Raw genomic sequence first — 25410 nt, 5'->3', positions numbered from 1 at the left:
GGGGAACCTGCCCCGGCCGTGAAAACGAAAGCCAAAAAGGTCTGCGGTCTTAAGAGCGCACGGACGGGCGTCCCGTCAACGATTTCGATGCATGGCGGCCCTGTCGGCGTTCAGGCGGCGCTCGATTGCAGAAACCACAGCGCCTTGTCGAGGCTCTGCGAATAGGCCGTGAGCAGATCGGCCGTGCCGGCATCCCCCGCCTCGTCGGTCTTGTCGATCGCGTCGCGGACGCTGTTCGCCGTGCCGGCGTAGCGCTCGATCAGCGCATCGAGATGGTCCTTCACCGCGACGATGTCCGTCGGATAGGGCTTGAGGCTACTGCCGGATGCGACCGTCTGGGTCGTGCCGAGCGCCGTGCCGCCCAGCTGGGCCACGCGCTCGGCGACGGTGTCGACATGCTCGTCGAGTTCCCGACGAAAGCCGTCGAGCATCAGATGCACGCCGATGAAGCCCGGGCCTTTCAGATTCCAGTGTGCCTGCTTGGTGGCGAGTGCCAGATCGATGCCGTCCTGCAGGCGCTCGTTGAGAATAGCGATCACTTCGTTCTTGGCGTTCGACGGCATGTCGATCCGCGAGGCGGGCTTCTTCATGGGGACACTCCAGACCAGGCGCGCGTGCTTTGGCGCCGCATGACCTCTCGAACGCGGATTCCGCCCAAGCGTTCCGCGGGAACCGACCGGCCCGGCGCCAGTTGGACAAGAACCGCACAAGGAGGCCCCAATGACCAGAAAGACCGACCAGGACCGCGCCTGGGAGCTGATCGAGGAGATCGGCCTGTGCATGCTCGTCAGCCATGACGGCAATGGCGACCAGCTGCATGCCCGCCCGATGAGCGCCCATCCGCGCCGCGACGAGGATGCGATCTATTTCCTCACCGATCTGCGCTCCCATAAGGATGACGAGATCGAGATCAACGAGAATGTCTGCCTCTGCTTCGGCGACAATGGCGGCTACAAATACGTCTCCGTCACCGGCACGGCCAACCTGCTCGACGATCGCCTCCGCGTCGCCGAGCTGTGGTCTCCGGCAGCGCGTGCCTTCTGGGAGAGTAAGGACGATCCCAATATCCGCATCCTCAAGGTACGGCCCGCTCTGGCGGAATTCTGGGACAGCCCCGGCAAGATCGTGACATCGGTGAAGATGGCGGCCGCAGCGATTACCGGCTCGCGGCCCGATCTCGGCAGCAACCGCAAAGTCCTGCTCTGAGGGGGCGACGATGAGACTTCTCGTTCACCTGGTCGGCGCCTGGGTGGCGTCGGAAGCGGCGTCGGGCCGCTATCCCCGTCCTCTGTCGCTGGGCATGCAGCTTCTGGTTTCGCGGCTCGGCCCGCAGACCGCGCTGATGGCTCTGGCAGGCTACGCCATCCAGAGCCTCAACGAGGGTGGGGCGTTCGGGCCGCGCCGGGCACCCGCCCGGAAACGGCGCCGCTGAGTCTCAGCGCCGCCCGCCGCGGGCGACCCGCTCGATCTCGGCCCGGACCAGCCGCTCGACCATGGCCGGCAGGTTGTCGTCGAGCCAGGTCTTGAGCATCGGCTTGAGCATCTCCTTGACCAGATCCTCCAGCGTGCGCGCATTGTTGCTGAGCACGGTGTTGGCGAGCGCGCCGAAGGCGTTCTGCACGGCAGCGCCGGTCTGGTCGGAAATCAGCGCCGCCATGTCCATCGGCGGCGCAGGCTGCGGCTGGATCGGCTGCTGCTGGATCGGCGGCGGCACGAAGAAGGCCTGGGGTTGAGGCGGCTCAGGTTCCGGCTGGGGCTCGGGCAATGCCGCGGACTGCGGCTCGGCGAAGTCGACATCGTCCGCAGTCGCCGCGACAGGCGCAGGCGTCTCCTCGACGATGCGCTCTGCCTCGGCGCCGAGGTCGAGCACGTCGTCCTCGATCGGCTCGGGCTCGGGGTCCGGTTCAGGCTGCGGCGCCAATGCGACCGGCTCCGGAGCGGCTTCCTCCGGCGGCGCGGCAGGCTTCTCGTCATCGGCGATGATCCGCCGGATGGAGGCGAGAATCTCCTCCATCGAAGGTTCACTGGCCTTGGGCTGCGCGCTCATGCTGATTCCGGTCACTCGACTCAGAGGACGCCTAAGGAATCAGTGCGCCCCGCTGCATGAGTATTTCACCGGAAAACCGGCAGGCAAGGCGCCTTGGGGCCGGCCCACAGGAGAAATCCGGAGTGTTGCACCGGTGCTGCGGCGCGCCGGTTTCAAGGCATCTGCGAACGAACTGGATACAGCTTCACGCGAGGGCGCGAGACGAGGCAAGGCACGGAAGATCATGCCCGCGACAGACGGGCATGATCGAGCGCGCAGGCTCAGCGTCCGTCCGGCGTCTGCGTGCCCCAGAGCAGGCCCTTGACCTGATCATAGTGCTTGCGCGCATCGTAGCGCTCGGCCTTGAGCTTCAGCGTATCGGACGAGAGCTTGCCGATCGCGGAGAGGACGGCATAGGACGCCACCACGCGGTCGCGCTGTGCCGTGACCAGGGTCGAGCGGGCGCTGACCAGTTCCTGCTGGGCGTTCAGCACGTCGAGGGTGGTGCGCTGGCCGACCTTGGCTTCTTCGCGCACGCCAGCGAGCGCGGTCTCGGCCGCCTGCACCTGTGCCTGTGCGGCGGTGATCTGCGCCTTGGCCGCGTCATGCGCGCCCCAGGCCGAGACGACGGCGGCACGGACTGTGTCGCGCGAGGTGTCGACCTCGATCCGGCGCTGCCCGGCCGTCTCCTTGGCCTGGCGGGTCCGTGAATAGACCTGCCCGCCCTCGTAGATCGGGATGGTCAGCGTCGCCACCGCGCTGGCCGAGGTGCGGTTGTCGCCGAAGAACTGGTTGTCGTAGCGCTGCTGCACGAGGCCGCGCACGCCGATCGTGGGACCGAGATCCGCCTCGGTAACCTTGACCTGCAGCTCTGCCGCATCGACGCCGTGCAGCGCCGCGATGATCGCCGGATGCCCCTGCAAGGCGCCGTTCAGCGCAGCCGGCAGCGACTTGGGCAGCAGGTTCTCGACCGGGCGGCCGGGAGCGAGCTGCTTGGGCTCGGTACCGACATTCTGGCGGAAGCGCGCGATCGAGGTCTTGAGATTGGATTCGGCCAGGATCGCCTGCGACTGCGCCGAGGACAGGCGCGCCTCGGCCTGAGCCACGTCGGTCCGCGTGACTTCGCCGACCTGGAAACGATCCTTGGTCTGGCGCAGCTGCTCCTCCAGAACCTCGACGTTGTTCCGGTTGAGGTTGAGGATCGCCGTGTCGCGCAGCACGTTCATATAGGACGTCGCCGCGTCGAGCAGGACGTTCTGCTCGGTGTTGCGCAGCGTCGCGCGCGCCGCCAGCACCTGTGATTCGGCCTGGCTCACGGAGCTGCGGGTCTTGCCGCTGTCGAAGATGTTCTGGTCGACCTGCAGCCCGCCGCCACGCGGGTTGAGGCGGGAGACGGAATTGCTGTGCGCAGCGCCGTTCTTCTGCGCGTTGAAAGGAATATCGCTCTCGGTGATGCTGGCGCCGATATCGGCCGAGGCCGTGATGCGCGGCCGATAGCCGGAAAGCGCCTGCGGCACGTTCTCGTTGGTGGCGCGCAACAGGGCGCGCTGTGCGTTCAGCGTCGGATTGGCCGAATAGGCACGCCCCAGCGCCGCTTCCATCGTCTGCGCCAGCACCGGCGAGCCCGTCACGGCTCCCAGCATGCCGGCGAGCAGCAGGCGGCTCGCGGTCTTCTTCAACGTTGGTCGCGTTACAATCACTGGACGCCTCTTGTGCGGACTCTAGTCACGCCCAGGCATCGCCCCAGCCTCGGCACTCGATTTAAAATCATAAGCTTCGCAGCTCGTCTCGCCAATGATGCGAGAGGAACCGGCCGCTTTTCAATTCGCAACTGCCGCAAAAATGCGACACTCCCGCCGGGATTAGTACCGACGGGCTAGCCCTTCTGGGGAAAACCGGCCTCAAGGCCGGCCTTGCCCTCACAGCGCGAACACCTCTGCCTTGCGGAATTCACGCAGCAGCGGCGCCGCCGCGTCGAAGACCGGCCTGCCGGAGAGCGATTCGCCCACCTTGCGGTGGAGCATGACGCGCGCCGCGCGCCCCACGCCTTCGACGACGATCAGCCGTCCGCCCTGGCGAACATGGCGAAAGAGCGACTCGGGCTGCGTCTCGCAGGCACCGCTGACCAGCACGGCGTCGAACTGCCTGTGCTCCGGCAGCTTCGCGAGCAGCTCAGCGGCCGCGACGCCCGGCTGGGCAAAGGCGGTGCGCGCCAGCGCCAGAGCAGCCTCGTCGGGCTCCAGCAGCGTCGTCCTGGCACCCATCGCCGCCATCAGCGCCGCGCCATAGCCCGAGCCGCCGCCATATTCGAGGGCTTCCTCGCCCGGCTGCAGGTCGAGCACCTGGATCATCCGCGCAGTCACCATCGGCGCCGGCAGCGCCCGGCTCGTGCCCGGCAGCGGCTCCTGGCGGTCGAGATAAGCCAGATGCGCGAGCTCGCCCGGCAGGAAGGCCTCGCGCGGGACCGTATCGGCCGCGGCAAGCACGGCGCGATCGGTCACGTCATAGGTGCGCAACTGGCAATCGACCATCATGCGCCGCAGATCGGCGAAGCTGCTCATGCTCAAATCTCCGAAGGAAGACGCCCGGACGGGCGCCTCGACCCTGCCCGCGGGTTTTGGGCGAGGCCGCGGCAAAAGGCAAGGCCGGGCATCGCCCCGCGTCGGGAGGCGAGGCCGTGCTGACAGCTCGTCCGAATGAAGGATGCGGATGGGCTGGCATTGCCGCCATCCTGGCGACGAGCCCTCCACCGCGAGCATGCGCCATGAAAGCAAGATCCCTGTTCTGGCCGGCACTGATGCTGGCCTGCCACCTCGCCACGCCGGGCCTGGCCCAGGACCATCCCCTCCTCGGCCGCTTCCAGGGCGCGCAGCAAGTCGGCTTCAAGGAGGCGGCCTTCGACGAGGCCCGCATCATCACCGGCCCGATCGAGGAGCGCAGCTCGCGCGAGCAGAGCGGCGCCGGCTGGCAGAGCGTCGAGGGCAAGGTCTTCACGCTCTACTACAAGCTTCCGCCCGGCCGCACCGGCCTCGAGGCTCTGCGCAACTACCAGGCGAGCCTGACCGGAGCCGGCTTCGAGGTTCCCTTCACCTGCTCGACCGATGCCGGAACCTGCTTCAGCGACGGACGCAAATATCCCGGCCTGTTCCTCGGCCTGGCGCTCGACGGCACCACCGACCTGCCGAAGCTGCAGCTCGGCGATTTCGTCCGCAACTTCTTCGGCAACGGCACCGGCCGCTATCTCTACGCCAGGCTGAACCGGCCGGGCGGCACCGTCCATGTCAGCCTCGCCTTCTCTGAGGATGAAAGCCGCGGCCGGACGGTGATCGCACGCGTCATCGAGGCGGGGGCGATGCAGACGGGGCAGATCCAGGTGGTCGAGGCGAGCCAGCTTGGCCGCGAGATCGACCAGAACGGCCGCACCAACGTCTATGGCATCCTGTTCGACTACGACAAGGCCGACATCAAGCCGGAATCGCAGCCGCAGCTCAAGGCGATCGCCGAATTGCTGGGCAAGAGCCCGGCCCTGCGGCTGGACGTCGTCGGGCACACCGACAACCAGGGCAGCGCCGCCTACAACCTCAAGCTCTCCGACATGCGCGCCTTCTCGGTCGTCGCCGAGCTGTCGACCCGCTACGGCATCGATCGCAGCCGGCTCAATGCGCTCGGCAAGGGGCTGGAACAGCCGGTGGCATCGAATGCCGACGAAGCCGGCCGGGCGCGCAACCGCCGCGTCGAGCTGGTCCGGCGCTGAACGATGGATCGGAGCAACGCTACCGGCTCCGCAGTGGCAACTCCGCCGCACGCAGCAGGGCCACGACCTGGCTCTGCTGCCGGGTGCCGGTCTTCCAGAAGATCCGGGCGAGATGAGTGCGCGCCGTCGTTATCCTGATGCCCTGCTGCTGCGCCAGCTCGGTCAGGGACAGGCCGGAAGCCAGCCCCAGCGCCAGTTTCGCCTCGGCCTCGGTCAGGTCGAACATCTGCCTTGCCGCGGTGAGCCCCCCGCCGGCCGGCTCCAGCAGGCGCGCCACGATCATCACATCGTTCATCCGCCCGGGCAGGGCGTAGGCCGCAGACAGCGGCGTGACGCAGAGCGAAACGTCGCACGCTTCCCCGCTGCGCGCCCGCAGTAGCATCTGCCCTCGTGCACCGCTCAGGTCGCTCGCCTTGACGACCAGCTCCTTCAGCCCGCTTTGCTCGGACACGGCATGGGCCCACAATCGGCCGCCACGCAAGGCAAGCGGGCCCGCCGGATCGGCCAGCAATTCGTCGCCGGCAGCATTCGCATAGGCGAATTGCATGGCACGGTCGACGATGATGACAGCGAGCGAGAGTTCGTCGAGCGCCCGCCGCGCCATCTCGCGCTCGATGCTGATGCCGCCGAGCTGGTGATGCAGCAGCGTGACGCGCCGCATCACTCCCGCCACCCGCTCGAACAGCGCGAATTCGGACGCGTCGAACATCTCCTGGCGGCGGCCACGCTGGATGTCGAACATCCAGAAGGAACCGTCGATATCGAGCACGCGGCTCGCCATCCCGCCATACATATCCTGCGGCGCCATCCATTCGCGCCAGAGGCGGCTGTCGCGGAAGTCCTCGCCGAACAGGATCTGGTCCCGGTAGGCCGAGCCGATCGGCACCGATGCCACGCGCGCGGCGAAACGTGCGGCGTCCGGCATCAGCTCGCGATAGAGGAACGCATTGAGATCGGGGTCGGATGCGTTGGTGATCGCGTCGTCGGGATGGGAATTCGGGCCGAAATACCCGAGGCAGATCTTGGAGCCGTCGAAGAGATGGCGAACCTGCTCGATCGCCCCGGACATCTGGCGGAAGTCGAGAGCCGCATCCAGCAGCCCGTCGACGGCGTCGGTGACCACGTCGAGATTCGCCCGCGCCATCTCAGTCCTCGGCCAGCCACGCGCTTTGCCGGCGCGCACCGACCTTCCCCCTCGGCCAGGCAACGTCCGCTACGGCACCGGCCGCGGAATGCTGGCCGGAGAATCAGGCTAACCTCATGATCCGGCGGCGCAAAGCCCGAAAAGTCATGCAACGATTGCAAATTTTCCCCAACGTCATCCGTCAGGACTTCGCAACCCGCCCTCACGCTGGCGGCCGGCGCGCCTTCAGCACCTCGTCAGCCTCCAGGAGCGTCTCGAAGGCGTAGACGAACTTGTCGTCGATCGTGTCGCCGTACCAGATCTCCGGAACGATCGTGCGGAAGCGGGTTTCGAGCAGGTCGGCCAGCGCCTGCGTATCCTTCATCCACTCCAGCATGTCGGCATAGAGGTTGAAGTTGCTCGGCGCCGGGAAGCGGGCGAGGAGATCCTCGAAGCCCTGCTTGACCAGCACGGGATCGCAGAGCGTGTCCTCGATCTCATGCTCGCCGACCTCGGTATTGGCCGCCTGGATCAGGGCGTAGAAGCTATAGCCGAAGCGATCCTTGGTCAGCTCGGCGGCACGCCGGGCGAAGACCTCGAGGTCGTGCTCGTCGCGGCCGAGCCAACGCGGCATGATCATCCGGGCGAAGTTGCGACACAGGTCGATATTGTAGCGGTCGAGCGCCCACGCCGCCTCGAACCGGCGCTGGTACTCGCTGAAGGAGCCGGTCTCGGCCCCGCGCCGGAAATCGCTGGCACGCCAGGAGAAGTCTTCCGGATCGGGCTGGCTGTCCAGCACCGCATCCGCCTGGCGCAGGAATTTTCGAAACTGATCGGCCTGATCCATGTTGACGTCGGCGGCGCAGGCCGTGCCGCGCCAAGCATAGGCCGTGACCCGCAGCGCATCGGCATAGGTCGCCGCCGAGAAGGGCGAGGGATCCTCGCGGAAATAGCTGGCGAAGCCGTCGAGCAGCGCCTCGTGCCGCGGTCCTGCATCGTCGCTGTCGGGGATCGCCGTGAATTCCTCGAGGAACCAGTCCTTCACCAGGAGATAGCGCGGCTTGCCATTCTCGGCGAGGTCGCCTTGCGCCCGTGCTGCCTCGAAGGCGATGCGATAAGCTGCGAAATCGCGCTCCTGCCAGGCCCGGCGCATCGCATCGCGCTCGCCATAGAGGCGCGGGATCTCGTCATGCAGGAAGAGCGAGTGCAGATCGTAGTCCCGGAGCAGGATCTCGTAGTTGGTGAGTTCCTCTGCCGGCTCGGGCGCAGCCCGCCCGCCCAGCACCTTGTCACGCACGCTGCGGACCAGGTCCTTCCACCCCATCTCGCCCCCCCGCTCCTGTCGGCACCCGCGCGGCATTTGGCCGCTCGGCGCTCGGTCCCGCCGCCTTGCGGGTGTCAGTGCCGCTTTCGGAACCCCATTTGCCACGACATCCGCGGTTGCGGGCAACGGGCAGCAAGCGCGCATGGTTGCCGGCTACAGCCGTGAGAACCATGGCGCGCGCTGTGCGTTGCTGTGGGCAACGACGATCGAGGGGACATGCACTACCCATCCGCAAGACAGGAGCTAAGGGTCGCCTTCAAGCGGATCGAGGCCGAGCTCCCTCCCCGCCTCGCCAAAGCGATGCGCTGGCTCCGCCATCGCGATTCCCGCCTGATCCGGATTCCGGCCGGACTCGCGCTGCTGATCGGCGGCGTGTTCTCGTTCCTGCCGATTCTCGGCGCCTGGATGCTGCCGCTCGGCCTGATGCTGCTGGCCGCCGACGTGCCGCCGCTGCAGCGGCCGATGGCGCGCTTCGCTCACTGGTGCCTGGGATTGGTCGAACGCGTCAGGCGACGCCGTTCCGGCTGATCGCTCGGCATTGCCCACGCTGCCGAAACCACCTCTGCGGCCCGCAAGCTTCGTTTGACTGCCGATATCGAGGATTTGCGACAGAACCGAACGACGGGGGCCGAGCATGTGGTACGCGCCTGGCGAAGATCCCTACAAGAGCCCGGACATCAACCGGCAGGATCGCTTCTTTCACGACCTGAACCAGGTCAACGACCAGATCCTCCGCGATCAGGCTCGGATGTCCGAGAACTGGGCCCGGGATATCCGGGCAATCCCCGACAGGGCGCCCGCAGCTTTGCCCGCCATCGGCTCTCCTGGCCGCTCCGCCCCGTCGCGTCCCCGCAAACGGGCAACGACAAGCAAGCCGCCGGCACGGGCCGAGCGCTGGTACGCCGCGCTCAAACTGTTGGCGTTCTGCATCGTCGTGGACTGGCTGCTGATCTCCGGCGGAGCCCCGGCCTGGAAGGTCATCGCCTTCACCGCGCTCTCGGTCGGATCGCTCATCGCCGCGGCCTTCGCGCTTGCGGCGCTCGCCCGCGCGGTCGAGGCCTTCCTGCGCAGCCGGACAGGCAAGTTCAGCCTGCTCTTAGGCGGAGCGCTGGCGGTGCTCTATCTGGTCTATTGGGTCTGAGCACCAGCGCGCGGCGCATCGACCGTCGCCGTGGTGAGATTTGGAGGCCTCGCCCGGAATCGAACCGGGGTGCAAGGATTTGCAGTCCTCTGCGTAACCACTCCGCCACGAGGCCATCCAGGGAGCGTCACTGAAAGCGCGCTCCACGGCTGGGCCTATAACCACATGCCGCGGCGCGCCGCAACCGAAACTCTCGCGCCAATGTGAATTGACGATAGGGCAGATCGCTTGCCCACGATTTTCTCCGGTCAGATGCCAGCAAAGGGGTTGCACCCGGCCGGGAGCGTCGCTATACGCCCCCCACCGATCCCGGATAGCTCAGCGGTAGAGCAATCGACTGTTAATCGATTGGTCGCAGGTTCGAATCCTGCTCCGGGAGCCAGCATTTTCGAGGGCTTGAGCGATGACCGCTTGGGCCCTTTCTGCTTTCCTGGGACGGAATGGTGCAGCGGCAAGCGCAGAAGGCGGCGATGCGGTTCTTCGAAAGCGAGCTTTCCGTACGTCGCTGGGCTGCGCTGATCGGCTGGAGCGCCGTTGCCCTCGTCGTGTTCGCCACATTGTCGCCTATCGGCGCGCGCCCGCATCTTGCGCATATGGGGCCGCAGCTCGAACGCTTCATCGCCTATCTGGTCGCCGCAGCGGCACTCGCCACCGCCTACCCGTCGCGCAAGGGCGCGATTCTCGTCTGCATCGTTGCCGGCGCCGCCGGGCTCGAGATCGCCCAGCATTTCGAAGCAAGCCGGCATGCCCGCGCGCTGGATGCGCTGGTCAAGATCATGGGTGGCGTCAGCGGGCTTGCCGTCGTGAGCCTGTGCGAGCGGCTCTGGTCAAAGCGCGTCGCTCTCGCGGTCGCCCGCCGCCCGGACTGATTCCCGGCGCCCTCGCGCAGCGCTTCGCTAGCGAAAAGCGCCGCTGCACCGGCGTTTCGGTCGGATGACCAGCGTGCTGACGGCCCAGATTGGCCGCCCTCCTGCCTGACAGCCCTTGTCAGCAATCATTATCACCACCCGGTGCGGCGCCATGATCGCGCCACCATCGCCCCTAGCTTGACGCGTCCCCGAACGGCGCAGCCGCGATCGCCCGCAGCGCGCCCGTCCCTGGAGACCCGATCCGATGCTCGCTCGTTCCGTGCTCGTGACCCCGCTGCTGCTGGCGCTCGCCGGCCCAAGCTTTGCCCAGACCACACCGGCAGCACCCGCCACCGAGCCGATCGCCGCGCCGGGCAAGGCGCCCGACGCCTGCCGCCTGCTGCCGCAGGCCGATCTGGAAGCGCTCTTCCCCAGCCGCCCGATCACCGCCAAGGGACCGACGCTGAGCCCGATCTATCGCGGCCCGCAATATGCCGAGAGCTGCATGTACTCGGTGAAGCTGCCGAGCTCGACCTCGAAGCTCGAGTTCGCCCGCTTCGCCTCGATCACGGTGATCCGCTGGGACGGCATCGCCAAGGGCCGCGAGACCCCGGCGCAGGCTTTCGCCTCGATCAAGGGAACGCGCGAGAAGGTCGCGGCCGATCCGAAGATCACGCTCAAGCTCGAACCGCTAAGCGGTGTCGGCGACGAGGCCTTCCTGGAGACCAGCTCCTCCAGCGTGGTGATCCGCGCCCGCAAGGACGACCTGATCTATGCCGTCTCGCTCGACCTCTATTCCGAGCAGACCACGCCGAACGCGCTCGCGCTCGCCAGGCAGGCCGCCGCGCGCTGGCAGGGCGGCGCCGGCATGGTCGATACACCCCAGCAGGTCGCGACGAACAGTGCAGTGACCGTGCCGGCCGACACCCGCCCTTCCTCCGTCGCCCCGGTCGAGCAATGGCCGGACGCCTGCGCCCTGCTGTCGCCCGAAGAGGTCAAGGCCGCCTTCCCCGGCATGACGATCAGCGAGCCGCGCAAGCTGATGGGCAAGATCACTCATGAGAGCCGCGAGAATCGGCAGGAGGCGCTGCCGAACCCGATCGGCTGCCAGTTCGACGCCAAGCGCACGGTCGAGAAGGACGGCAAGCGCACGATCGAGCTGAACCAGATCCAGGTCAGCGTCCGCAATGTCGCAGCCAATGAGGACCTGTCGAAGCGCTGGTTCCAGAGCGCGATCAAGGTCTCGGAAGCGAAGACGCCGGTCGCAGGGCTCGGCGACGAGGCGGCGCTCGACATCATGAATCGCATCCACATCCGCAAGGGCCTGACCACGGTCGATGTCCGCGTCTCCGGCGGCGAGCGCGACCAGGCACTCCACGCCGAAGCAAAGGCGCGCGTCGGCGAGCTGGCGAAGATCGTCGCCGGGCGGCTGAAATAGCGCTGGCGCGGCCGTCTCCTGCCGCCGCCGCGCATTCCCGCGTGGCAGCGGCCCTGTTAGGGAGGGCCGATCAGCGAAAGGCCGACCTAATGACCGAACGTTTCACCGAGACCCTGCGCCAGGCCAGCCAGCCGGCCTGGTCGCAATCCGTCGGTCACCGCTTCGTCCGCGAACTGCTGGACGGGTCGGTGTCCGATGCGGTCATGGCCCGCTACCTGATCCAGGACCATCGCTTCCTCGACAGCTTCCTGACCCTGCTCGGCGCGGCGCTCGCCGGCGCCGACAGCTTCGAGGCGCGCATCCGCTTCGGCCGCTTCATCGGCATGGTCAGCGGCGAGGAGAACACCTATTTCCTGCGCTCCTTCGAGGCGCTCGGCGTCAGCGAGCAGGATCGCACCGCTCCGCCCGATACCAAGCCCACCGCGGGCTTCAAGGCGATCATGCGCGAGGCCGCGGCGACCCGCTCCTATGCCGCTGCCCTCTCCGTGCTGGTCGTCGCCGAATGGCTCTATCTCGACTGGGCCCAGCAGGCCTCGCAGCCGCTGCCGGCCAGCTTCGTCCATGCCGAGTGGATCACCCTGCACGACAATCCCGATTTCCGCGATTTCGTCGGCTTCCTCCGAACCGAACTCGACCGCGTCGGGCCGCAGGACGCTGAAACGAGCCGGGACTTCTTCCTGCGCACCATCGCGCTGGAGAAGGCCTTCTTCGACTCGGCTTATGCGGACGAGGCCTGAGTTCGGGCTCTGAGTATGGCGTGACAGCCGTTGGCCGCTCTGTCACAAGGGCGATCGAGAGACGGGGGCGTTCGCCGCAAGGCGAGCTGAGAAGCACCCTTCGAACCTGAACCAGATCATGCTGGCGGAGGGAGTCGCTCGGGGCAGCCGATTCGACGCTTATCCCCGCGCCCGCCTTCCCCCGGAAAGGCGGACCTTGACGACGCGCGGCGAGACAGAGCGGAGCCTGGTTCCCGGCGCAAGGCCGGTGACGGCGGCGCTCGCTCCGGCGCTGCGCACCATCCTCGTCCTGCTCCTGGCCTGGCAGGGGGCGATCTGGCTGTTCCAGCCGCCGCGCTACATCCTGCCCTCGCCGTTCGATGTCGCTCTGGCCTTCCAGCGCCAGCCCGGCTTCCTCTTCGGCCACAGCCTCACCACCATCGCCGAAATGGCGCTCGGTTTCGTGCTGGGCTCGGCGTTCGGCGCGCTGACGGCGCTCGCCATCGTGGCGCTGCCGCGGTTCGGCCGCCTCATCTGGCCGGTGCTGCTCGTGCTGCAGTCCTTTCCGGTCTTCGTCATCGCGCCATTGCTGGTCGTCTGGTTTGGCTTCGGCATGGGCTCGAAGGTGATCATGGCGACGATCATCATCTTCTTCCCCGTCGCCTCCGCCTTCACCGACGGCCTGCGCCGGACCGATCCCGAACTGATCGACGCCACCGCACTGACCTCCGCGACGCATTGGCAGACGCTGCGCTATGTCCGCCTGCCGCTGGCGATGCCCGCCTTGCTCACCGGCCTCAGGGTCGCGGCTCCGCTCGCGCCGCTCGGCGCGGTGATCGGCGAATGGGTCGGCGCCTCCGCCGGGCTCGGCTTCGTCATGGTCCAGGCCAATGCCCGCATGCAGACCGACACGGTCTTCGCCGCGATGACCGTGCTCGCCGTGCTCAGCCTCGTCCTGCGCCATCTCGTCGATGCGCTCGGCCCGCGCCTGCTTCCCTGGGCGAGCGAGCCGTGACGCTTCCCCGTTTCAAGCCGATCACGCAGAAGGATTTCGCCGCATGAGCCTCCGCGCCCTCTCCAGACGCGCCCTCCTCGCCACCGGCCTTGCCTTGGCCGCCGGCCTGGCCAGCCCGGCCCGTGCCGCCGACAAGCTGACCGTGATGCTCGAATGGTTCGTCAATCCGGACCATGCCCCGCTGGTCGTCGCGCAGAAGCTCGGCCTGTTCAAGGAAGCCGGGCTCGAGGTCACCATGGTGCCGCCGTCCGACCCCTCGGCCGTGCCGCGGCTCGTCGCCGCCGGCCAGGCCGATATCGGCATCCACTACCAGCCCAATCTCTATCTCGACCACGCCGCCGGCATCCCGATCGTCCGCGTCGGCACGCTGGTCGAGACGCCGCTCAACAGCGTCATCGTCAAGGCCGACGGGCCGATCAAGTCTCTCGCCGACCTCAAGGGCAAGACGGTCGGCTATGCCGTCTCAGGCACCGAGACCACCCTGCTCGGCCAGATGCTGGCCAAGGCCGGCCTCAAGCTCGACGACGTCAAGCTGGTCAACGTCAACTTCGCCCTCTCGGCCGCGCTGATCGGCGGCAAGGTCGATGCCACCATCGGCGGCTATCGCAATTTCGAGCTGACGCAGCTGAAGCTCGAAGGCCATCCGGGCACGGCCTTCTATCCCGAGGAGCATGGCGTTCCCGCCTATGACGAGCTGATCCTGATCACCCGCAGCAATGGGCTCAATGACAGCCGCCTGCCGCGCTTCCTCGACGCGATCGAGAAGGCGGCGCTCTACCTGACCAACCACCCGCAGGAGGCCTGGAAGCTCTTCATCGCTGCCCATCCCGATCTCGACGACGCCCTCAACCGCCAGGCCTGGATCGACACGCTGCCGCGCTTCGCCAAGCGGCCACGCGCCCTCGACCAGGGCCGCTATGAGCGCTTCGGCGCCTTCCTCGTCGAGCGTGGGCTGATCCAGAAGGCCCCGGCGCTCACCGAGATCGCCGGCGAGGTGAAGTAACCGCCGACGGCGGCGGCGGGCTGACCTGCCGCCCCATCCCGCGTCCACATCAGGGCGGCTCTGTGCGCTTGGCTCTGGGTTTACAGCCGATCGCGATGCTATGAGCCGACTTCGCAGTCACCCGGCGGGCCTTCGCCGGCCATCTCGGCTGCACCCGGTGAAATCAGCCGCATGAACGTCAGCCAGCCGATCGCCTCCACCCGCCGCGCCGACCTGCCGGTGCTGTTCGTGCTCAGCGCGACGCATCTGCTCAACGACATGATCCAGTCGCTGATCCCGGCGATCTACCCGATCATCAAGACAGCCTATGCACTCGATTTCGGCCAGATCGGCCTGATCACGCTGACCTTCCAGATCACCGCCTCGCTGCTGCAGCCGGTCGTCGGCCACTACACCGACAAGAACCCGATGCCCTATTCGATGGTCGTCGGCATGGGCTGCACGCTGACCGGGCTGATCGGCCTCGCCTATGCCGGCAGCTATGCCCTGCTCTTGATCTCGGCGGCCTGCGTCGGCCTGGGCTCCTCGATCTTCCACCCGGAAGCGACCCGCATGGCCCGTAACGCCTCGGGCGGCCAGCAGGGGCTGGCGCAGGGCATCTTCCAGGTCGGCGGCCAGAGCGGCGGCGCGCTCGGCCCGCTGCTTGCCGCCTTCATCATCGTGCCGCGCGGCCAGACCAGCGTCGCCTGGTTCTCGGCCGCGGCCCTGCTCGCCATGATCCTGATGGTCTGGACGGCGCGCCGTTATGCCGCCTTGAGCAAGGCGGCCGCTGCCGCCGCTGCGTTGAAGCCCGCGAAGGTCGCAGCGGCTGCGCCCGCGACGCCCGCGCATACCAAGGGCCAGATCGCCTTCGCGATCACCATCCTGGTGATCCTGCTGTTCTCGAAGAACGCCTATTCGTCGAGCTTCAGCTCCTATTACACCTTCTATCTGATCGGGAAGTTCGGCGTCTCCGTGCAGGGCTCGCAGCTGATGCTGTTCCTGTTCCTCGCCGCCGCGGCGGTCGGCGCGCTCGCCGGCGGCATCATCGGCGACAGGGTCGGCCGCAACCGCATCCTCTGGTTCTCGATCCTCGGCGCCCTGCCCTTCTCGCTGATGCTGCCCTTCGCCGACCTGTTCTGGACCGGTGTCCTGACCGTGGTGATCAACCTGATCATGGCGAGTTCCTTCGCCGCGATCCTGATCTACGCGATGGAGCTGATGCCGGGCCGGATCGGCCTGATCGGCGGCCTGTTCTACGGCCTCTCCTTCGGCCTCGGTGGCCTCGCGGCGGCGATCCTCGGCGAAGTCGCCGACTGGATCGGCATCGAGGCGGTCTACCGCCTCTGCGCCTTCCTGCCGGCGATCGGCCTCTTGGCCTGGTTCCTGCCGAAGGTGGAGCACAAGCGGGCATAGAAGTCGCGACCGGCGCCAGCGGGAGCGAGGCCCGGCCATTCAATCGGGGCAGGCCATCGTTGCGGCAAATTGCGTGCCCCGAGAACACCGATAGGACGTGATTTTCGATGATCTACGAAATGCGCGTGTATCGCTGCCTGCCTGGCCGGCTTCCGGCCTTGCTCGACCGCTTTGAGAAGGCCACGCTGAAGCTGTGGGACAAGCACGGCATCCGGCAAGCCGGGTTCTTCACCACGCTGATCGGGGCGTCCAATCAGGAGCTGACCTATTTCCTGGTGTGGGAATCGCTTGCCGAGCGCGAGACGAAATGGACGGCGTTTGCGACTGATCCGGACTGGACCGCAGCGCGCACCAAGAGCGAAGCGGACGGCCAGATTACGGAGAATATCGTCAGCCAGATCTTGGCGCCGACGGCCTTCTCCGCGGTCAAGTAGGCGCCCGGCAGACGATTGCCTATGCCAAGACAAAAGCAGCAGGGGCGATGCCGCCCTTGCTGTCAGTTGAGTTGAAGCCCTTGCGGCTACGCAGCCTCGACACCGTCAGATACGAGCATGCCAGCCGGCTGCTGCAGGACACCGATTGCAGGATCATCGATGTCGCCTTTTCCTCCGGCTACACCGACCCCGCGCATTTCAGCCGCGCCTTCCGCCGGATGACGGGCGTCACACCGCGCCAGTTTCGCGAGCAATCACGTCTCGGTTAAGCGGCAACAGCTCCGGGCGGCCGGCAGCGGCTGGCGCAGGGCATCTTCCCCGGCGGCGGCCAGAGGCCATTGCTCGTCACCTTCATCATCGTGCCACGCGGCCAGACCAGCGTCGCCTGGTTCTCGATCCTCGGTGCCCTGCCCTTCTCGCTGATCCTGCCCTTCGCCGACCTGTTCTGGACCGCCGTGCTGACGGTGGTGATCAACCTGATCATGGCGAGCTCCTTCGCCGCGACCGCGAGCAAAATAGCCGAGAGTTTCAGGGGGCGATTGTGGAACGCCGAGCGTTATGCTGCAGTGAAGCAAAGCGTGGTTGGGCAAAGAAAACTGCGCCCTGAGGCAATTGGCTCCTCGCATCCGGGGCGCATGGTAGCGTGGACCCAGCAGCGATATGCCTATCGACGGCGTTGAAGAGAAGGAAATCGCATCGGCACTCGACAGCCTGCTGAATGCGCACAGCGTTCGCATTTCCGAACGAGGTGCGCGCTTCCTTCGGTATGTCGTCGAGAAGACCATCGAGGGGAAAAGCGGCCAACTGAAAGCCTATGCCATCGCGGTCGATGTCTTCGGCAGAGGCGTCGACTTCGACCCCGCCAAGGATGCCGTCGTTCGCAACGAGGCAACCCGCCTGCGTTCGGCACTGGCCCTTTATTACGCTGTTGACGGCGCTGCGGAGAACGTGGCGATTCATCTGCCGGTTGGCGGATACGTACCGCGCTTCGAGCGTCGTCAGGCGAAAGCGACCGGGACTTCGGGCAGCAACGAGATACTGATCCGGGCGGGGCTTCGGCCGATGCCCGTGCAGGCGCGGCCTGAAGCAGGCCAGCAAGGCTCCGAGCACAAGATCCCGATCATCGTGGTGAGGTCGGCAGCCGGCGACGGGTCCCGCGAAGCATCGTCTCGCACAATCCGCTCGGTCGTTGCTGCTCTTGTCCCTTATCACGGCCTGCGTATCGCCGGTCTTGAGCCTCACAGATCATTTGAGGAGCTCGTAGCGTCCCTGCGCCCCAGCGGGGCGGGCAGCATCTATATCCTCGACATCGCGGCCGACGTCGAGGAACGAACGCTGCGATGCCAATGGATACTGAGCGAGCACCGGTCAGGGCTCATTCTGGCGTCGCGCGAGGAAATCGAATCCGCCGGAGCGTCCTCGATGATGGCGGCGGAGAAGGTCGTCGGCGAAGCCGTCGCGAGGGCGATCGGGCAGCGCTGGGGCATTATCAATGTGAATGAGCGCCAGCTCCACCCCGACAAGCATCAGGATGCCTATAGCTGTGTCGTGCACGCCGTCACGTACCTGGCGAATCTCGACGACGCCGAGCAGAAGGATATCCGGAAATGTCTCGAGGCAGCGGTTAGAGATGAGCCGTTTTACTCGGACGCCTGGGCGATGCTGTCCTATATCCAGATGAACGAGATTCGGGGGCTCTACGCCCCACCGGCTGAAGCCGGCAGGATCCTGCAGGAAGCCCTCGGCATGGCCGATGAAGCGGTCCGCATCGCACCGCACTCGGCTCTGGCTCACAGCATGCGCTCGACAGTGCTGTTTGCCATGGGGAAGTTCGAGGAATTCGAAAGGGCCGGCCGGCGGGCCATAGACCTGAACCCGGGATCCGGGGAACACCAATTGACGCTGGGCAATCGGCTCTATGTCATGGGTCGCTATGAAGAGGGGGCCGAACTCGTGCGATGCGCCAACGCGCGCGAGCACTACCATCCGGCGATGTCGTACGGTGTCCCGATTCTGGAGCTATATCGCCAACGCGATTACGAGGGCGCCTTGCGGCTGGCCTCGAACCTCAGCATCGATGAGAAATATTATTTCATGCATGTCATGCTGGCCGCAGTCTGCGGGCAGCTCGGTGACGCGGCCAGAGCAGAGACGCATCTTCGAATCCTACGCCATTTGAGGCCCAATTACGCCGCTGAATTCTATTCCGATTGGCGCGGGCGAAAGTTCCAGGAAGATTACATCGCTCATATCGCGGAGGGCCTGGAAAAGGCCGGGTTCGCCGTCACCGACACTCGCACCGACTCTTGAAAGAGCCGGATAATCGCGAATCCTTCCGCATCCCAACGCCCGGAACTCAAAGTGCCTGCCTCGTCAAGGGGAGTCATGAGCACATACTGTCGCTGCTCTGGTCAGGCATCCAAAGCGTCATCAGTTTCGCCGAAGGTCGCGTTTTGGCTGCTGCGACCAGCGGAGACGGAACATGCTCAATCATGGCATCAAGGGTAAGACGGTTCTCATCGCCGGCGGGGCGAAGAACCTCGGCGGGCTGCTTGCCCGTGACCTTGCTGAGCACGGCGCGAAGGCCGTGGCCATCCACTACAACACGAGCGCGACCAAACCCGCAGCGGATGAGACGGTTGCTGCCATCGAGGCCGCAGGCGCAAAGGCCATCGCGCTTCAGTCCGATCTTACCACGGCCGGCGCAGTCGAGAAGCTCTTCGCGGACACCGTTGCTGCCATCGGTAAGCCGGACATCGCCATCAACACGGTCGGCAAGGTTCTGAAGAAGCCCTTCGTCGCGATCACCGAAGCCGAATACGACGAAATGACCGCGGTGAACTCGAAGTCTGCCTTCTTCTTCCTCAAGGAGGCTGGAAAGCACGTCAACGACAACGGCAAGATCTGCACGCTCGTGACCTCGTTGCTGGGCGCCTACACGCCCTTCTATGCCGCTTATGCCGGCACGAAGGCGCCGGTCGAGCATTTCACCCGCGCAGCCTCGAAGGAATTCGGCGATCGGGGCATCTCGGTGACCGCGATCGGTCCGGGCCCGATGGACACGCCGTTCTTCTATCCAGCGGAAGGCATCGACGCTCAAGCCTATCACAAGGCAGCGGCAGCCCTGTCGAAGTTCACCAAGACGGGCCTGACCGACATCGAGGACATCGTTCCCTTCATCCGCTTTCTCGTCTCGGATGGCTGGTGGATGACCGGGCAGACCATTCTCGTCAATGGCGGCTACACCACCAAGTAAGCCGGCCGGCCTCATTGGAATCGAAAGCCGTTCCAGAGAGGCAGCGCGTTGCCACTACGATTAACTATTGAATGTCAGCCTATGGAATCAGCAGCGCCGATTCGCTTGCTGCAAGATTCTCCGCGTGGATACGCGCCCATGCGGGGAACTCGATGATCACAAAGCTACATCGTCGGCTGGGGGACTGAATATTGACGAGACGAGTGTTGAAGGGCGCGGCTGCCGCTCGCGATCGTCGCCAGGCCCTGCTGCTGTCGACAGCGCTCGTCGCACTGGCCTGCGCCAGCCACCTGCCGGCGCACGCACAATCGGTCGCGGGTAGCGGTGACCTCAACCCGGGCCCGGCCCAGACCCCGAACTGGGCCGTTGGGAGCGACCTCCGGATCGGCGATACCGGTAGTGGCCAGCTCGACATCACGGCCGGTGGAACCGTGACCAATGATTTCGGCACCATCGGTTATGGCGTTGGCAGCAACGGCACCGTCACCGTTTCAGGGGTCGACGGCAGCGGCAATCGATCGACCTGGACCAATTCGGGCGATCTCGTCATTGGTCAGGGCGGAACCGGCTCGCTGATGATCACCGGCGGCGGTGTCGTCAATAGTCAGTCTGGCTATATCGGTGCCGACCCCACGGCTGGCGGGACAGTCACAGTTTCGGGCGCCGACAGCAGCGGCAGAGCCTCGACCTGGACCAGTACCGGCGATCTCTACGTCGGGTACGACGGCGCCGGAACGCTGAACATTCTCGCCGGCGGCCAGGTTTCGAATGTCGGCGGCAGCATCAGCGGCGGCGGCAATGCGCTGGTCAGCGGACAGGACTCGTCCTGGCAGAACAGCGGCCGGCTGACCGTCGGCTTGTACGGGACCGGAACCCTGCGCGCGGAAGACGGTGCGACGATTTCGAGCGCAGAAGGTGTCGTCGGCAGCAGTGGCCAAGGCAATGTCGTACTGACTGGCGCGGGCACCACATGGACCAATACCGGACAGTTCACCGTCGGCAGCTTCGACGTGGGCACCTTGCGTATCGAAGATGGCGCCACCGTCACCAGCAATCAGGGCTATATCGGTGCCAACAGCACCGGTAGCGTCACGGTGACTGGAGCCGGCTCAAGATGGTCGATGTCGCCATACAACCTCACCATCGGCAATATCGGCACCGGTTCGCTGACGGTCGAGAATGGCGGGCTGGTTCGCGCTGAAGACGGTGTCCAGCTCGGCGTTGCCTCGGGCTCCAGCGGGACGCTGCTTGTGCAGGGCACGACGACCAATCGCGGCGTTCTTGAAACCAGACGGATCTTCGGTGGCGATGGCGCGGTCAGCGTCACCTTCGATGGCGGCCTCCTGCGCGCCACCGCAAACAATCCCAATTTCTTCGCAGGTTTCGACACCCGCACCATCACGATCGGCGCGAACGGCGTCATCATCGACACGGATGGCCATGATATCGGCATATCTCCCAGCTTCACCGGCGCGGGCGCCCTGATCAAGGACGGCGCGGGCAAGCTGGAACTGACCGGCGACAGCGGCTCGACCTTCACCGGCGCCGGCAGCGTATTGGCGGGCACGCTCGCCGTGAACGGCATCCTCGGCGGGACGATGGAAGTCATCGGCGGCCGCCTGCAGGGCATCGGCACGGTCGGGACCACGACCAACCAGCCGGGCGGCACGATCGCGCCGGGCAACTCGATCGGCACGCTGACCATCAACGGCGATTATGTCGGGAATGGCGGCCAGTTGGAGATCGAGGCCGTTCTGGCTGGCGATGCCTCGCCGTCCGACCGCCTCGTCATCACCGGCAGCACCTCCGGGACCACCACGGTCAGAGTGCTCAACCAGGGCGGGACCGGCGCAGGGACCGTCGAGGGCATCAAGATCATCGATGTCGGCGGAGCCTCGAACGGCACCTTCTCCCTGCAGGGCGACTACGTCTTCCAGGGGCAGCAGGCCGTCGTCGCCGGCGCCTATGCCTATACCCTGCACAAGAACGGCGTCAGCACGCCCAATGATGGCGACTGGTACCTGCGCTCGGCCTATACCGCGTCTTCTGGTTCCGGCACGTCATCGCCGGGATCGTCCGGAGGCGGCACCGGCTCCCCCACGGGGGGATCGCCCGGAACGGTCATCTCCCCGATCTATCAGCCGGGCGCTCCGCTTTACGAGGCCTACGGACAGGTGCTGCAGAGCATGAACCGGCTACAGACGTTGCGCCAGCGCGTCGGCGAGCGCTTCGACGGCCAGCCGGATGCCTCCTCGCCCGCAACCGGGCGCGCGATCTGGGCGCGCATCGACGGCGCCCACGACCGGGTGACTCCGAGCTTTTCGACCACCGGCGCCGGCTACAGGATCGATAGCTGGCGATTGCAGGTCGGCATCGACGGACAGATGCTCGCCAATGGCGCCGGTACCCTGGTGGGTGGGCTCTCGCTGCACCATGGCGGAGCGCAGGCCGATGTCTCCTCGGTCTTCGGCCAGGGCAGGATCGCCTCGCGCGGCAGCGGTTTCGCCGGCACGCTCACCTGGTATGGCGCGAGTGGCTTCTACGCCGATGCCCAGGCGCAGTTCACCTGGTTCGACAGCGACCTGTCCTCGACCACGACCGGGCGCAGGCTCGCCAAGGGCAAGGCCGGCTTCGGCTCGGCCGCGGGGCTGGAACTCGGGCAGCGCTTTGCCCTTGCCGGCGGCTGGTCGCTGACGCCACAGGCTCAAGTAAGCTACGCCCGCGTCGATGCCGACAGCTTCGTTGATCCGTTCGGCGCCCGCGTCGCTTTGGGCGACGGCGACAGCCTGCGTGGGCGGCTCGGCCTCTCGGCCGACTATCGGGCAAGCTGGCGCGACGGTCACGGGCAGAAGGTCGATATGGCCTTCTACGGCATCGCCAATCTGCACTACGAGTTTTTCGGCGGGACCACGACGATGCTCGCGGACGCCCGCCTGACCAGCCGCGAGGAGCGCCTCCAGGGCGGGCTCGGCCTCGGCGCGAAATATCAATGGGACCGCTATGCGCTCTATGGCGAAGTCGAGGCGCGCACGAGTCTCGCGCATTTCACCGACAGCCATAGCATCACGGGACGGGCCGGCCTCAGGATCAGCTGGTAGCGAGCCATTGCGGCCGCGAGGCTGCACGCTGCCTTCGGCGGCGGCCCTCGGGGGCTTGGTGCGGACGGCGGGGATCGAACCCGCATACCGTTTCCGGTGAGGCATTTTAAGTGCCTTGCGTCTACCAGTTTCGCCACGTCCGCGCGGCGAAACTGGTTAGCGATACCAGCGCCCGGCGACAAGCGCCGGTTGCGCACTTGCCCTCAGCGCCGATGCGCCGGCTTGTACCATTCGACCCCGTCGGGATCGACATAGAGACCGGGCGCAACGTCGGAGCCGATCTTCTTCTCCTGCATCGGCACGCGCACCGTGTCGTCGCGGTCGCCGCGGCGGATATAGGGGCCGCTCGCCTGCTGGTGCTGGCCGCCGCCACTGCCGCCGCCGCCCATCACCGCCCGGCGGGCCGCGACCTTGTCGTCGAGCGCCGCGACCTGACGCGCCGAAAAGGCGACCCGGGCCGTGCCCTCGATGATCGGCAGGGACTTGCCCGCAGCGCCCTCACCGGTGACGCGGATGCCGACGAAGCGCGGCACGTAGGACTGCCCGCCGCCGCCGCGCGCCAGCGCGTCCCAGCCGCCGGTGGTCGAGACCTGCGCGCCGCAGCGCTTATGGGCGCGCTCACAGGCAGCGCGCGAGGCATAGCGCGGCGCCTTCTGCTCGAATTCGGCGCGGGCGTTGCGATAGGCGTGCTCGCATTGCTCGGCCGAGAGCTTGCCGGCCTCGATGCATTCGTCGCGGCGGACATAGGTCTGGCCGGCCGCCTGTGCGGCGAGATCGGCGGGCGTCAGGGCGATCCCGGCCACGGCAAAAGCCGCCGCACGGGCGAGGACAAGGGGAAGAAGCGTGATCATGCGGCTTCCCTGAGCATGCGATTGTGGCGTCACAGCAGCGGCCTCATCGTGATGGCAAGCTCGCGTGTGCCACCATAATCGATCTTGCCATTGCCGAGCACCGGAATCGTGGCGGTGACGAGAATGGCCTTGGGCAGCCATAATTCCGGGAAACCCTGGCGTTTGGCCTCGTCCTGCAGCGCCTTCTTCTCGGCATCGGGTTTTTCCGTGACGAGGACGAGCTGCTCGCCCTTGCGCAGGTCCGGCAGCGCCACGACCACGTGATTGTGACCGGGCCAGAGCCCCGCGACCATCGATTCGACCGCCGCCAGCGAGACCATCTCGCCACCGAGCTTGGCGAAGCGCTTGGCCCGGCCCTTGATCGCGACGAAGCCGTCATCGATCGCGACGATGTCGCCGGTGTCGTGCCAGCCCCCCTCCGGCGGCACGATCGCGCCGGGATTGTCGGCGTTGAGATAGCCGAGCATCACGTTCGGCCCTTTCACGCAGAGCCGCCCGCCCTCGGTGATGCCCTCGACCGGCTCGAGCCTGGCGGTGATTCCGGGCAGGAGCCGCCCGACCGTGCCTTCGCGCATCGCCACCGGCGTGTTGCAGGCCAGCACCGGCGAGCACTCCGTGCAGCCATAGCCTTCGAGGATGGTCGTGCCATAGGGCGCCCAGAGCTTGCGTGTCTCCGGTTTCACCCGTTCGGCCCCGGCGACGACATAGCGCACGCTCTTGAGGTCGCCCTCGTCCGCAGCGCGCGCGTAACCCTGCAAAAACGTGTCGGTGGCGAACAGGAAGGTCGCCCCGGTCTCGCCGATCAGCTTCGGCACCTGCTTGTAGTGCAGCGGGCTCGGATAGAGCACGACCTTCATGCCGTGGGTCAGCGGCATCAGCAGCGCCGCCGTCAGCCCGAAGGAATGGAAGGCCGGCAGCGGGTTCATGACGATGTCGCGCTCGCTGAGGAAGCCGGCGGCGAGCTGGAAGATCTGGTTGGCGTTGGAGACGAGGTTGGCATGGCTCAGCACCACGCCCTTGGGCTTGCCCTCGGTTCCTGAGGTGAACAGGACGACGGCAGGATCGTCCGGCTGCGCGGCATGGTGGCGCAAGGTCAGCCCGGGCATGAGCGAAGCCAGCGCGCCGAGCGCCTTGTCGAGGCTGGTCAGGTCCTTGCGGACATCTTCGAGATAGATCACCCGCCGCCCCGGCGCGAGCGCCTCGATCACATCATCGAGCTTGGCCTGGTCGATGAAGCGGCGCGAGGTGACGATGGTCGAGATCGGCCCGATCTCGCAGGCGGCGGTGAGGTTCTTCAGGCCCGCCGTGAAGTTGAGCAGCGCCGGCACGCGGCCGAAAGCCGAGAGACCGAACAGCGTCACCGCCATGCCCTGCACATTGGGCAGCATCAGCCCGACCTTTTCGCCCGGCCTGGTCAACGCCGAAAGCTTGCGGCCGAGTACCAGCGCGCCCAGCACCAGATTGCCATAGCTGAGCGGCTTGCGTTCCGGGTCCTCCAGCGCGATGCGGCTCTTGCCGTGCTTGCCGGCGGCGGCCAGCAGTGCCTGGAACAGCGTTGTCCGGGCACCGTTGGCATCGAAAGGCTGTGCCGGCAGTTCGGTTGCGGCCATTCGGCTCGTGCCCCCTCAGCGTTCCTCTTGACCGCAACCTAAGGCGAACGGGCCGCGATACAATGCGCCAGCAGCAACTTCCCTCGGGGGCAGCGGGCCCGCGGAGGGGGCCGCGAAGGGAGGCTGCCGCAATGCCCCGGCGGTGCCCGCTCCTGTCATTGCTTCCGGTCATGACGGCTGCAGGCCCTCCACAGCCTTGAAGCCTTTGCCGGCGCATGACCGAAATGCGCCAGGCGCGATGGCCGTGCTGCACCGCAACGAGAATCGCTTCAGAATCGCCCCCCGGCTCAACGATCTCGAAACGCCGATACTGCAATCGCTGAAATTTGACGAAGAAGTCGTTCATCACGTCGTGCCACCATCATTGAGGTCGAGTAT

24 protein-coding genes, 3 tRNA genes, 2 pseudogenes and 1 riboswitch are annotated in these 25410 nt (G+C 66.5%); of the genes and pseudogenes, 19 read left to right on the top strand and 10 right to left on the bottom strand.

Translation table 11 applies throughout. The annotated features are described in order from the left end of the window. Positions 1–110 precede the first annotated feature (110 nt). Entirely contained in the window at positions 111–590 is a 480-nt protein-coding gene (gene dps, locus VGV58_RS11545) for a DNA starvation/stationary phase protection protein Dps (RefSeq protein WP_326874161.1), read from the bottom strand. A gap of 130 nt (positions 591–720) precedes the next feature. On the opposite strand from dps, the gene VGV58_RS11540 reads away from it, so the two are divergent. Further along, a complete protein-coding gene (locus VGV58_RS11540; RefSeq protein ID WP_326874160.1) occupies positions 721–1206 on the top strand; it encodes a pyridoxamine 5'-phosphate oxidase family protein in 486 nt (161 codons plus the stop codon). 10 nt (positions 1207–1216) lie between these two features. Next, a complete protein-coding gene (locus VGV58_RS11535; RefSeq protein ID WP_326874159.1) occupies positions 1217–1432 on the top strand; it encodes a hypothetical protein in 216 nt (71 codons plus the stop codon). A gap of 3 nt (positions 1433–1435) precedes the next feature. On the opposite strand, the gene VGV58_RS11530 is transcribed toward VGV58_RS11535, so the two are convergent. The 3 genes from VGV58_RS11530 to VGV58_RS11520 all read right to left on the bottom strand — a co-directional run bounded on the left by VGV58_RS11530 (position 1436) and on the right by VGV58_RS11520 (position 4587). Then, positions 1436–2014 (bottom strand): PopZ family protein, encoded by a 579-nt coding sequence (locus VGV58_RS11530; protein WP_465247882.1) that lies wholly within the window; start codon positions 2012–2014, stop codon positions 1436–1438. A gap of 293 nt (positions 2015–2307) precedes the next feature. Beyond that, the gene (locus VGV58_RS11525; protein WP_326874157.1) at positions 2308–3705 is read right to left on the bottom strand and encodes a TolC family outer membrane protein; all 1398 of its coding nucleotides are present in this window, start codon (positions 3703–3705) and stop codon (positions 2308–2310) included. A gap of 240 nt (positions 3706–3945) precedes the next feature. Beyond that, on the bottom strand, positions 3946–4587 hold the full coding sequence (locus VGV58_RS11520) for a protein-L-isoaspartate O-methyltransferase family protein (RefSeq protein WP_326874156.1): 642 nt from the start codon (positions 4585–4587) through the stop codon (positions 3946–3948). A gap of 203 nt (positions 4588–4790) precedes the next feature. Here VGV58_RS11520 and VGV58_RS11515 point away from each other — a divergent pair, with 203 nt between their 5' ends. After that, positions 4791–5780, top strand: coding sequence for an OmpA family protein (locus tag VGV58_RS11515; RefSeq protein ID WP_326874155.1), 990 nt, complete (start codon positions 4791–4793; stop codon positions 5778–5780). Between the two features lie 19 nt (positions 5781–5799). Here VGV58_RS11515 and VGV58_RS11510 read toward each other — a convergent pair whose 3' ends face one another. Both VGV58_RS11510 and VGV58_RS11505 read right to left on the bottom strand, forming a co-directional pair. Continuing rightward, positions 5800–6924 carry a helix-turn-helix transcriptional regulator gene (locus tag VGV58_RS11510; protein WP_326874154.1) on the bottom strand — a complete coding sequence of 375 codons (1125 nt, stop codon included), beginning with the start codon at positions 6922–6924 and terminating at the stop codon, positions 5800–5802. A gap of 202 nt (positions 6925–7126) precedes the next feature. Continuing rightward, a complete protein-coding gene (locus tag VGV58_RS11505) occupies positions 7127–8227 on the bottom strand; it encodes a hypothetical protein (RefSeq protein WP_326874153.1) in 1101 nt (366 codons plus the stop codon). A 216-nt stretch (positions 8228–8443) separates the two neighbouring features. On the opposite strand from VGV58_RS11505, the gene VGV58_RS11500 reads away from it, so the two are divergent. Continuing rightward, the gene (locus tag VGV58_RS11500) at positions 8444–8755 is read left to right on the top strand and encodes a hypothetical protein (protein WP_326874152.1); all 312 of its coding nucleotides are present in this window, start codon (positions 8444–8446) and stop codon (positions 8753–8755) included. 106 nt (positions 8756–8861) lie between these two features. Then, entirely contained in the window at positions 8862–9368 is a 507-nt protein-coding gene (locus VGV58_RS11495) for a hypothetical protein (protein ID WP_326874151.1), read from the top strand. Between the two features lie 41 nt (positions 9369–9409). Here VGV58_RS11495 and VGV58_RS11490 read toward each other — a convergent pair. Then, positions 9410–9483 (bottom strand) — tRNA-Cys (locus tag VGV58_RS11490). 192 nt (positions 9484–9675) lie between these two features. Between VGV58_RS11490 and VGV58_RS11485 the strand changes: the two genes are divergently transcribed. The 14 genes and pseudogenes from VGV58_RS11485 to VGV58_RS28895 all read left to right on the top strand — a co-directional run. Next, positions 9676–9750, top strand: a tRNA-Asn gene (locus tag VGV58_RS11485). An 88-nt stretch (positions 9751–9838) separates the two neighbouring features. Continuing rightward, positions 9839–10237: a VanZ family protein gene (locus VGV58_RS11480; RefSeq protein WP_326874150.1), complete on the top strand. Its 399-nt coding sequence runs from the start codon at positions 9839–9841 to the stop codon at positions 10235–10237. Between the two features lie 244 nt (positions 10238–10481). Continuing rightward, positions 10482–11654 (top strand): hypothetical protein, encoded by a 1173-nt coding sequence (locus VGV58_RS11475; protein ID WP_326874149.1) that lies wholly within the window; start codon positions 10482–10484, stop codon positions 11652–11654. Positions 11655–11743: 89 nt separating this feature from the next. Next, positions 11744–12391: a TenA family protein gene (locus tag VGV58_RS11470; protein ID WP_326874148.1), complete on the top strand. Its 648-nt coding sequence runs from the start codon at positions 11744–11746 to the stop codon at positions 12389–12391. Positions 12392–12444: 53 nt separating this feature from the next. Further along, positions 12445–12541: riboswitch (TPP riboswitch) on the top strand. Positions 12542–12638: 97 nt separating this feature from the next. Next, positions 12639–13385 (top strand): ABC transporter permease, encoded by a 747-nt coding sequence (locus VGV58_RS11465; protein WP_326874178.1) that lies wholly within the window; start codon positions 12639–12641, stop codon positions 13383–13385. A gap of 43 nt (positions 13386–13428) precedes the next feature. Further along, complete coding sequence (locus VGV58_RS11460; protein WP_326874147.1) at positions 13429–14388, top strand: ABC transporter substrate-binding protein; 960 nt, start codon at positions 13429–13431, stop codon at positions 14386–14388. Between the two features lie 171 nt (positions 14389–14559). Further along, positions 14560–15783 carry an MFS transporter gene (locus VGV58_RS11455; RefSeq protein WP_326874146.1) on the top strand — a complete coding sequence of 408 codons (1224 nt, stop codon included), beginning with the start codon at positions 14560–14562 and terminating at the stop codon, positions 15781–15783. Positions 15784–15890: 107 nt separating this feature from the next. Next, positions 15891–16217, top strand: a complete 327-nt coding sequence (locus VGV58_RS11450) for an NIPSNAP family protein (protein WP_326874145.1) — start codon at positions 15891–15893, stop codon at positions 16215–16217. A 56-nt stretch (positions 16218–16273) separates the two neighbouring features. Continuing rightward, positions 16274–16486 (top strand): helix-turn-helix transcriptional regulator, encoded by a 213-nt coding sequence (locus tag VGV58_RS11445; protein ID WP_326874144.1) that lies wholly within the window; start codon positions 16274–16276, stop codon positions 16484–16486. 69 nt (positions 16487–16555) lie between these two features. Then, a complete protein-coding gene (locus VGV58_RS28860) occupies positions 16556–16897 on the top strand; it encodes a hypothetical protein (RefSeq protein ID WP_414643945.1) in 342 nt (113 codons plus the stop codon). Next, positions 16878–18527 (top strand): tetratricopeptide repeat protein, encoded by a 1650-nt coding sequence (locus tag VGV58_RS11435; RefSeq protein WP_326874143.1) that lies wholly within the window; start codon positions 16878–16880, stop codon positions 18525–18527. Before VGV58_RS28860 ends, VGV58_RS11435 begins: the two co-directional genes overlap by 20 nt. A 172-nt stretch (positions 18528–18699) precedes the next feature. Further along, positions 18700–19473, top strand: a complete 774-nt coding sequence (locus VGV58_RS11430) for an SDR family oxidoreductase (protein ID WP_326874142.1) — start codon at positions 18700–18702, stop codon at positions 19471–19473. Positions 19474–19676: 203 nt separating this feature from the next. Then, positions 19677–20657 (top strand): annotated as a pseudogene (locus VGV58_RS28900) (autotransporter domain-containing protein); the annotation flags it as partial. 282 nt (positions 20658–20939) lie between these two features. Further along, positions 20940–22571: pseudogene (locus VGV58_RS28895) on the top strand (autotransporter family protein); the annotation flags it as partial. Between the two features lie 56 nt (positions 22572–22627). Here the strand turns inward: VGV58_RS28895 and VGV58_RS11420 are convergent. The 3 genes from VGV58_RS11420 to VGV58_RS11410 all read right to left on the bottom strand — a co-directional run bounded on the left by VGV58_RS11420 (position 22628) and on the right by VGV58_RS11410 (position 25032). Beyond that, a tRNA-Leu gene (locus VGV58_RS11420) sits at positions 22628–22714 on the bottom strand. Between the two features lie 60 nt (positions 22715–22774). Further along, positions 22775–23422 (bottom strand): DUF1190 domain-containing protein, encoded by a 648-nt coding sequence (locus VGV58_RS11415; protein WP_326874140.1) that lies wholly within the window; start codon positions 23420–23422, stop codon positions 22775–22777. A 29-nt stretch (positions 23423–23451) separates the two neighbouring features. Continuing rightward, positions 23452–25032 carry an AMP-binding protein gene (locus VGV58_RS11410; RefSeq protein ID WP_326874139.1) on the bottom strand — a complete coding sequence of 527 codons (1581 nt, stop codon included), beginning with the start codon at positions 25030–25032 and terminating at the stop codon, positions 23452–23454. Between the last annotated feature and the right edge of the window lie 378 nt (positions 25033–25410).

This window comes from Allobosea sp., from assembly GCF_035944895.1.
GTDB lineage: Bacteria > Pseudomonadota > Alphaproteobacteria > Rhizobiales > Beijerinckiaceae > Allobosea.
Note: the sequence above shows the minus strand (reverse complement) of the source record. Positions and strands in the feature narration are given on the sequence as shown.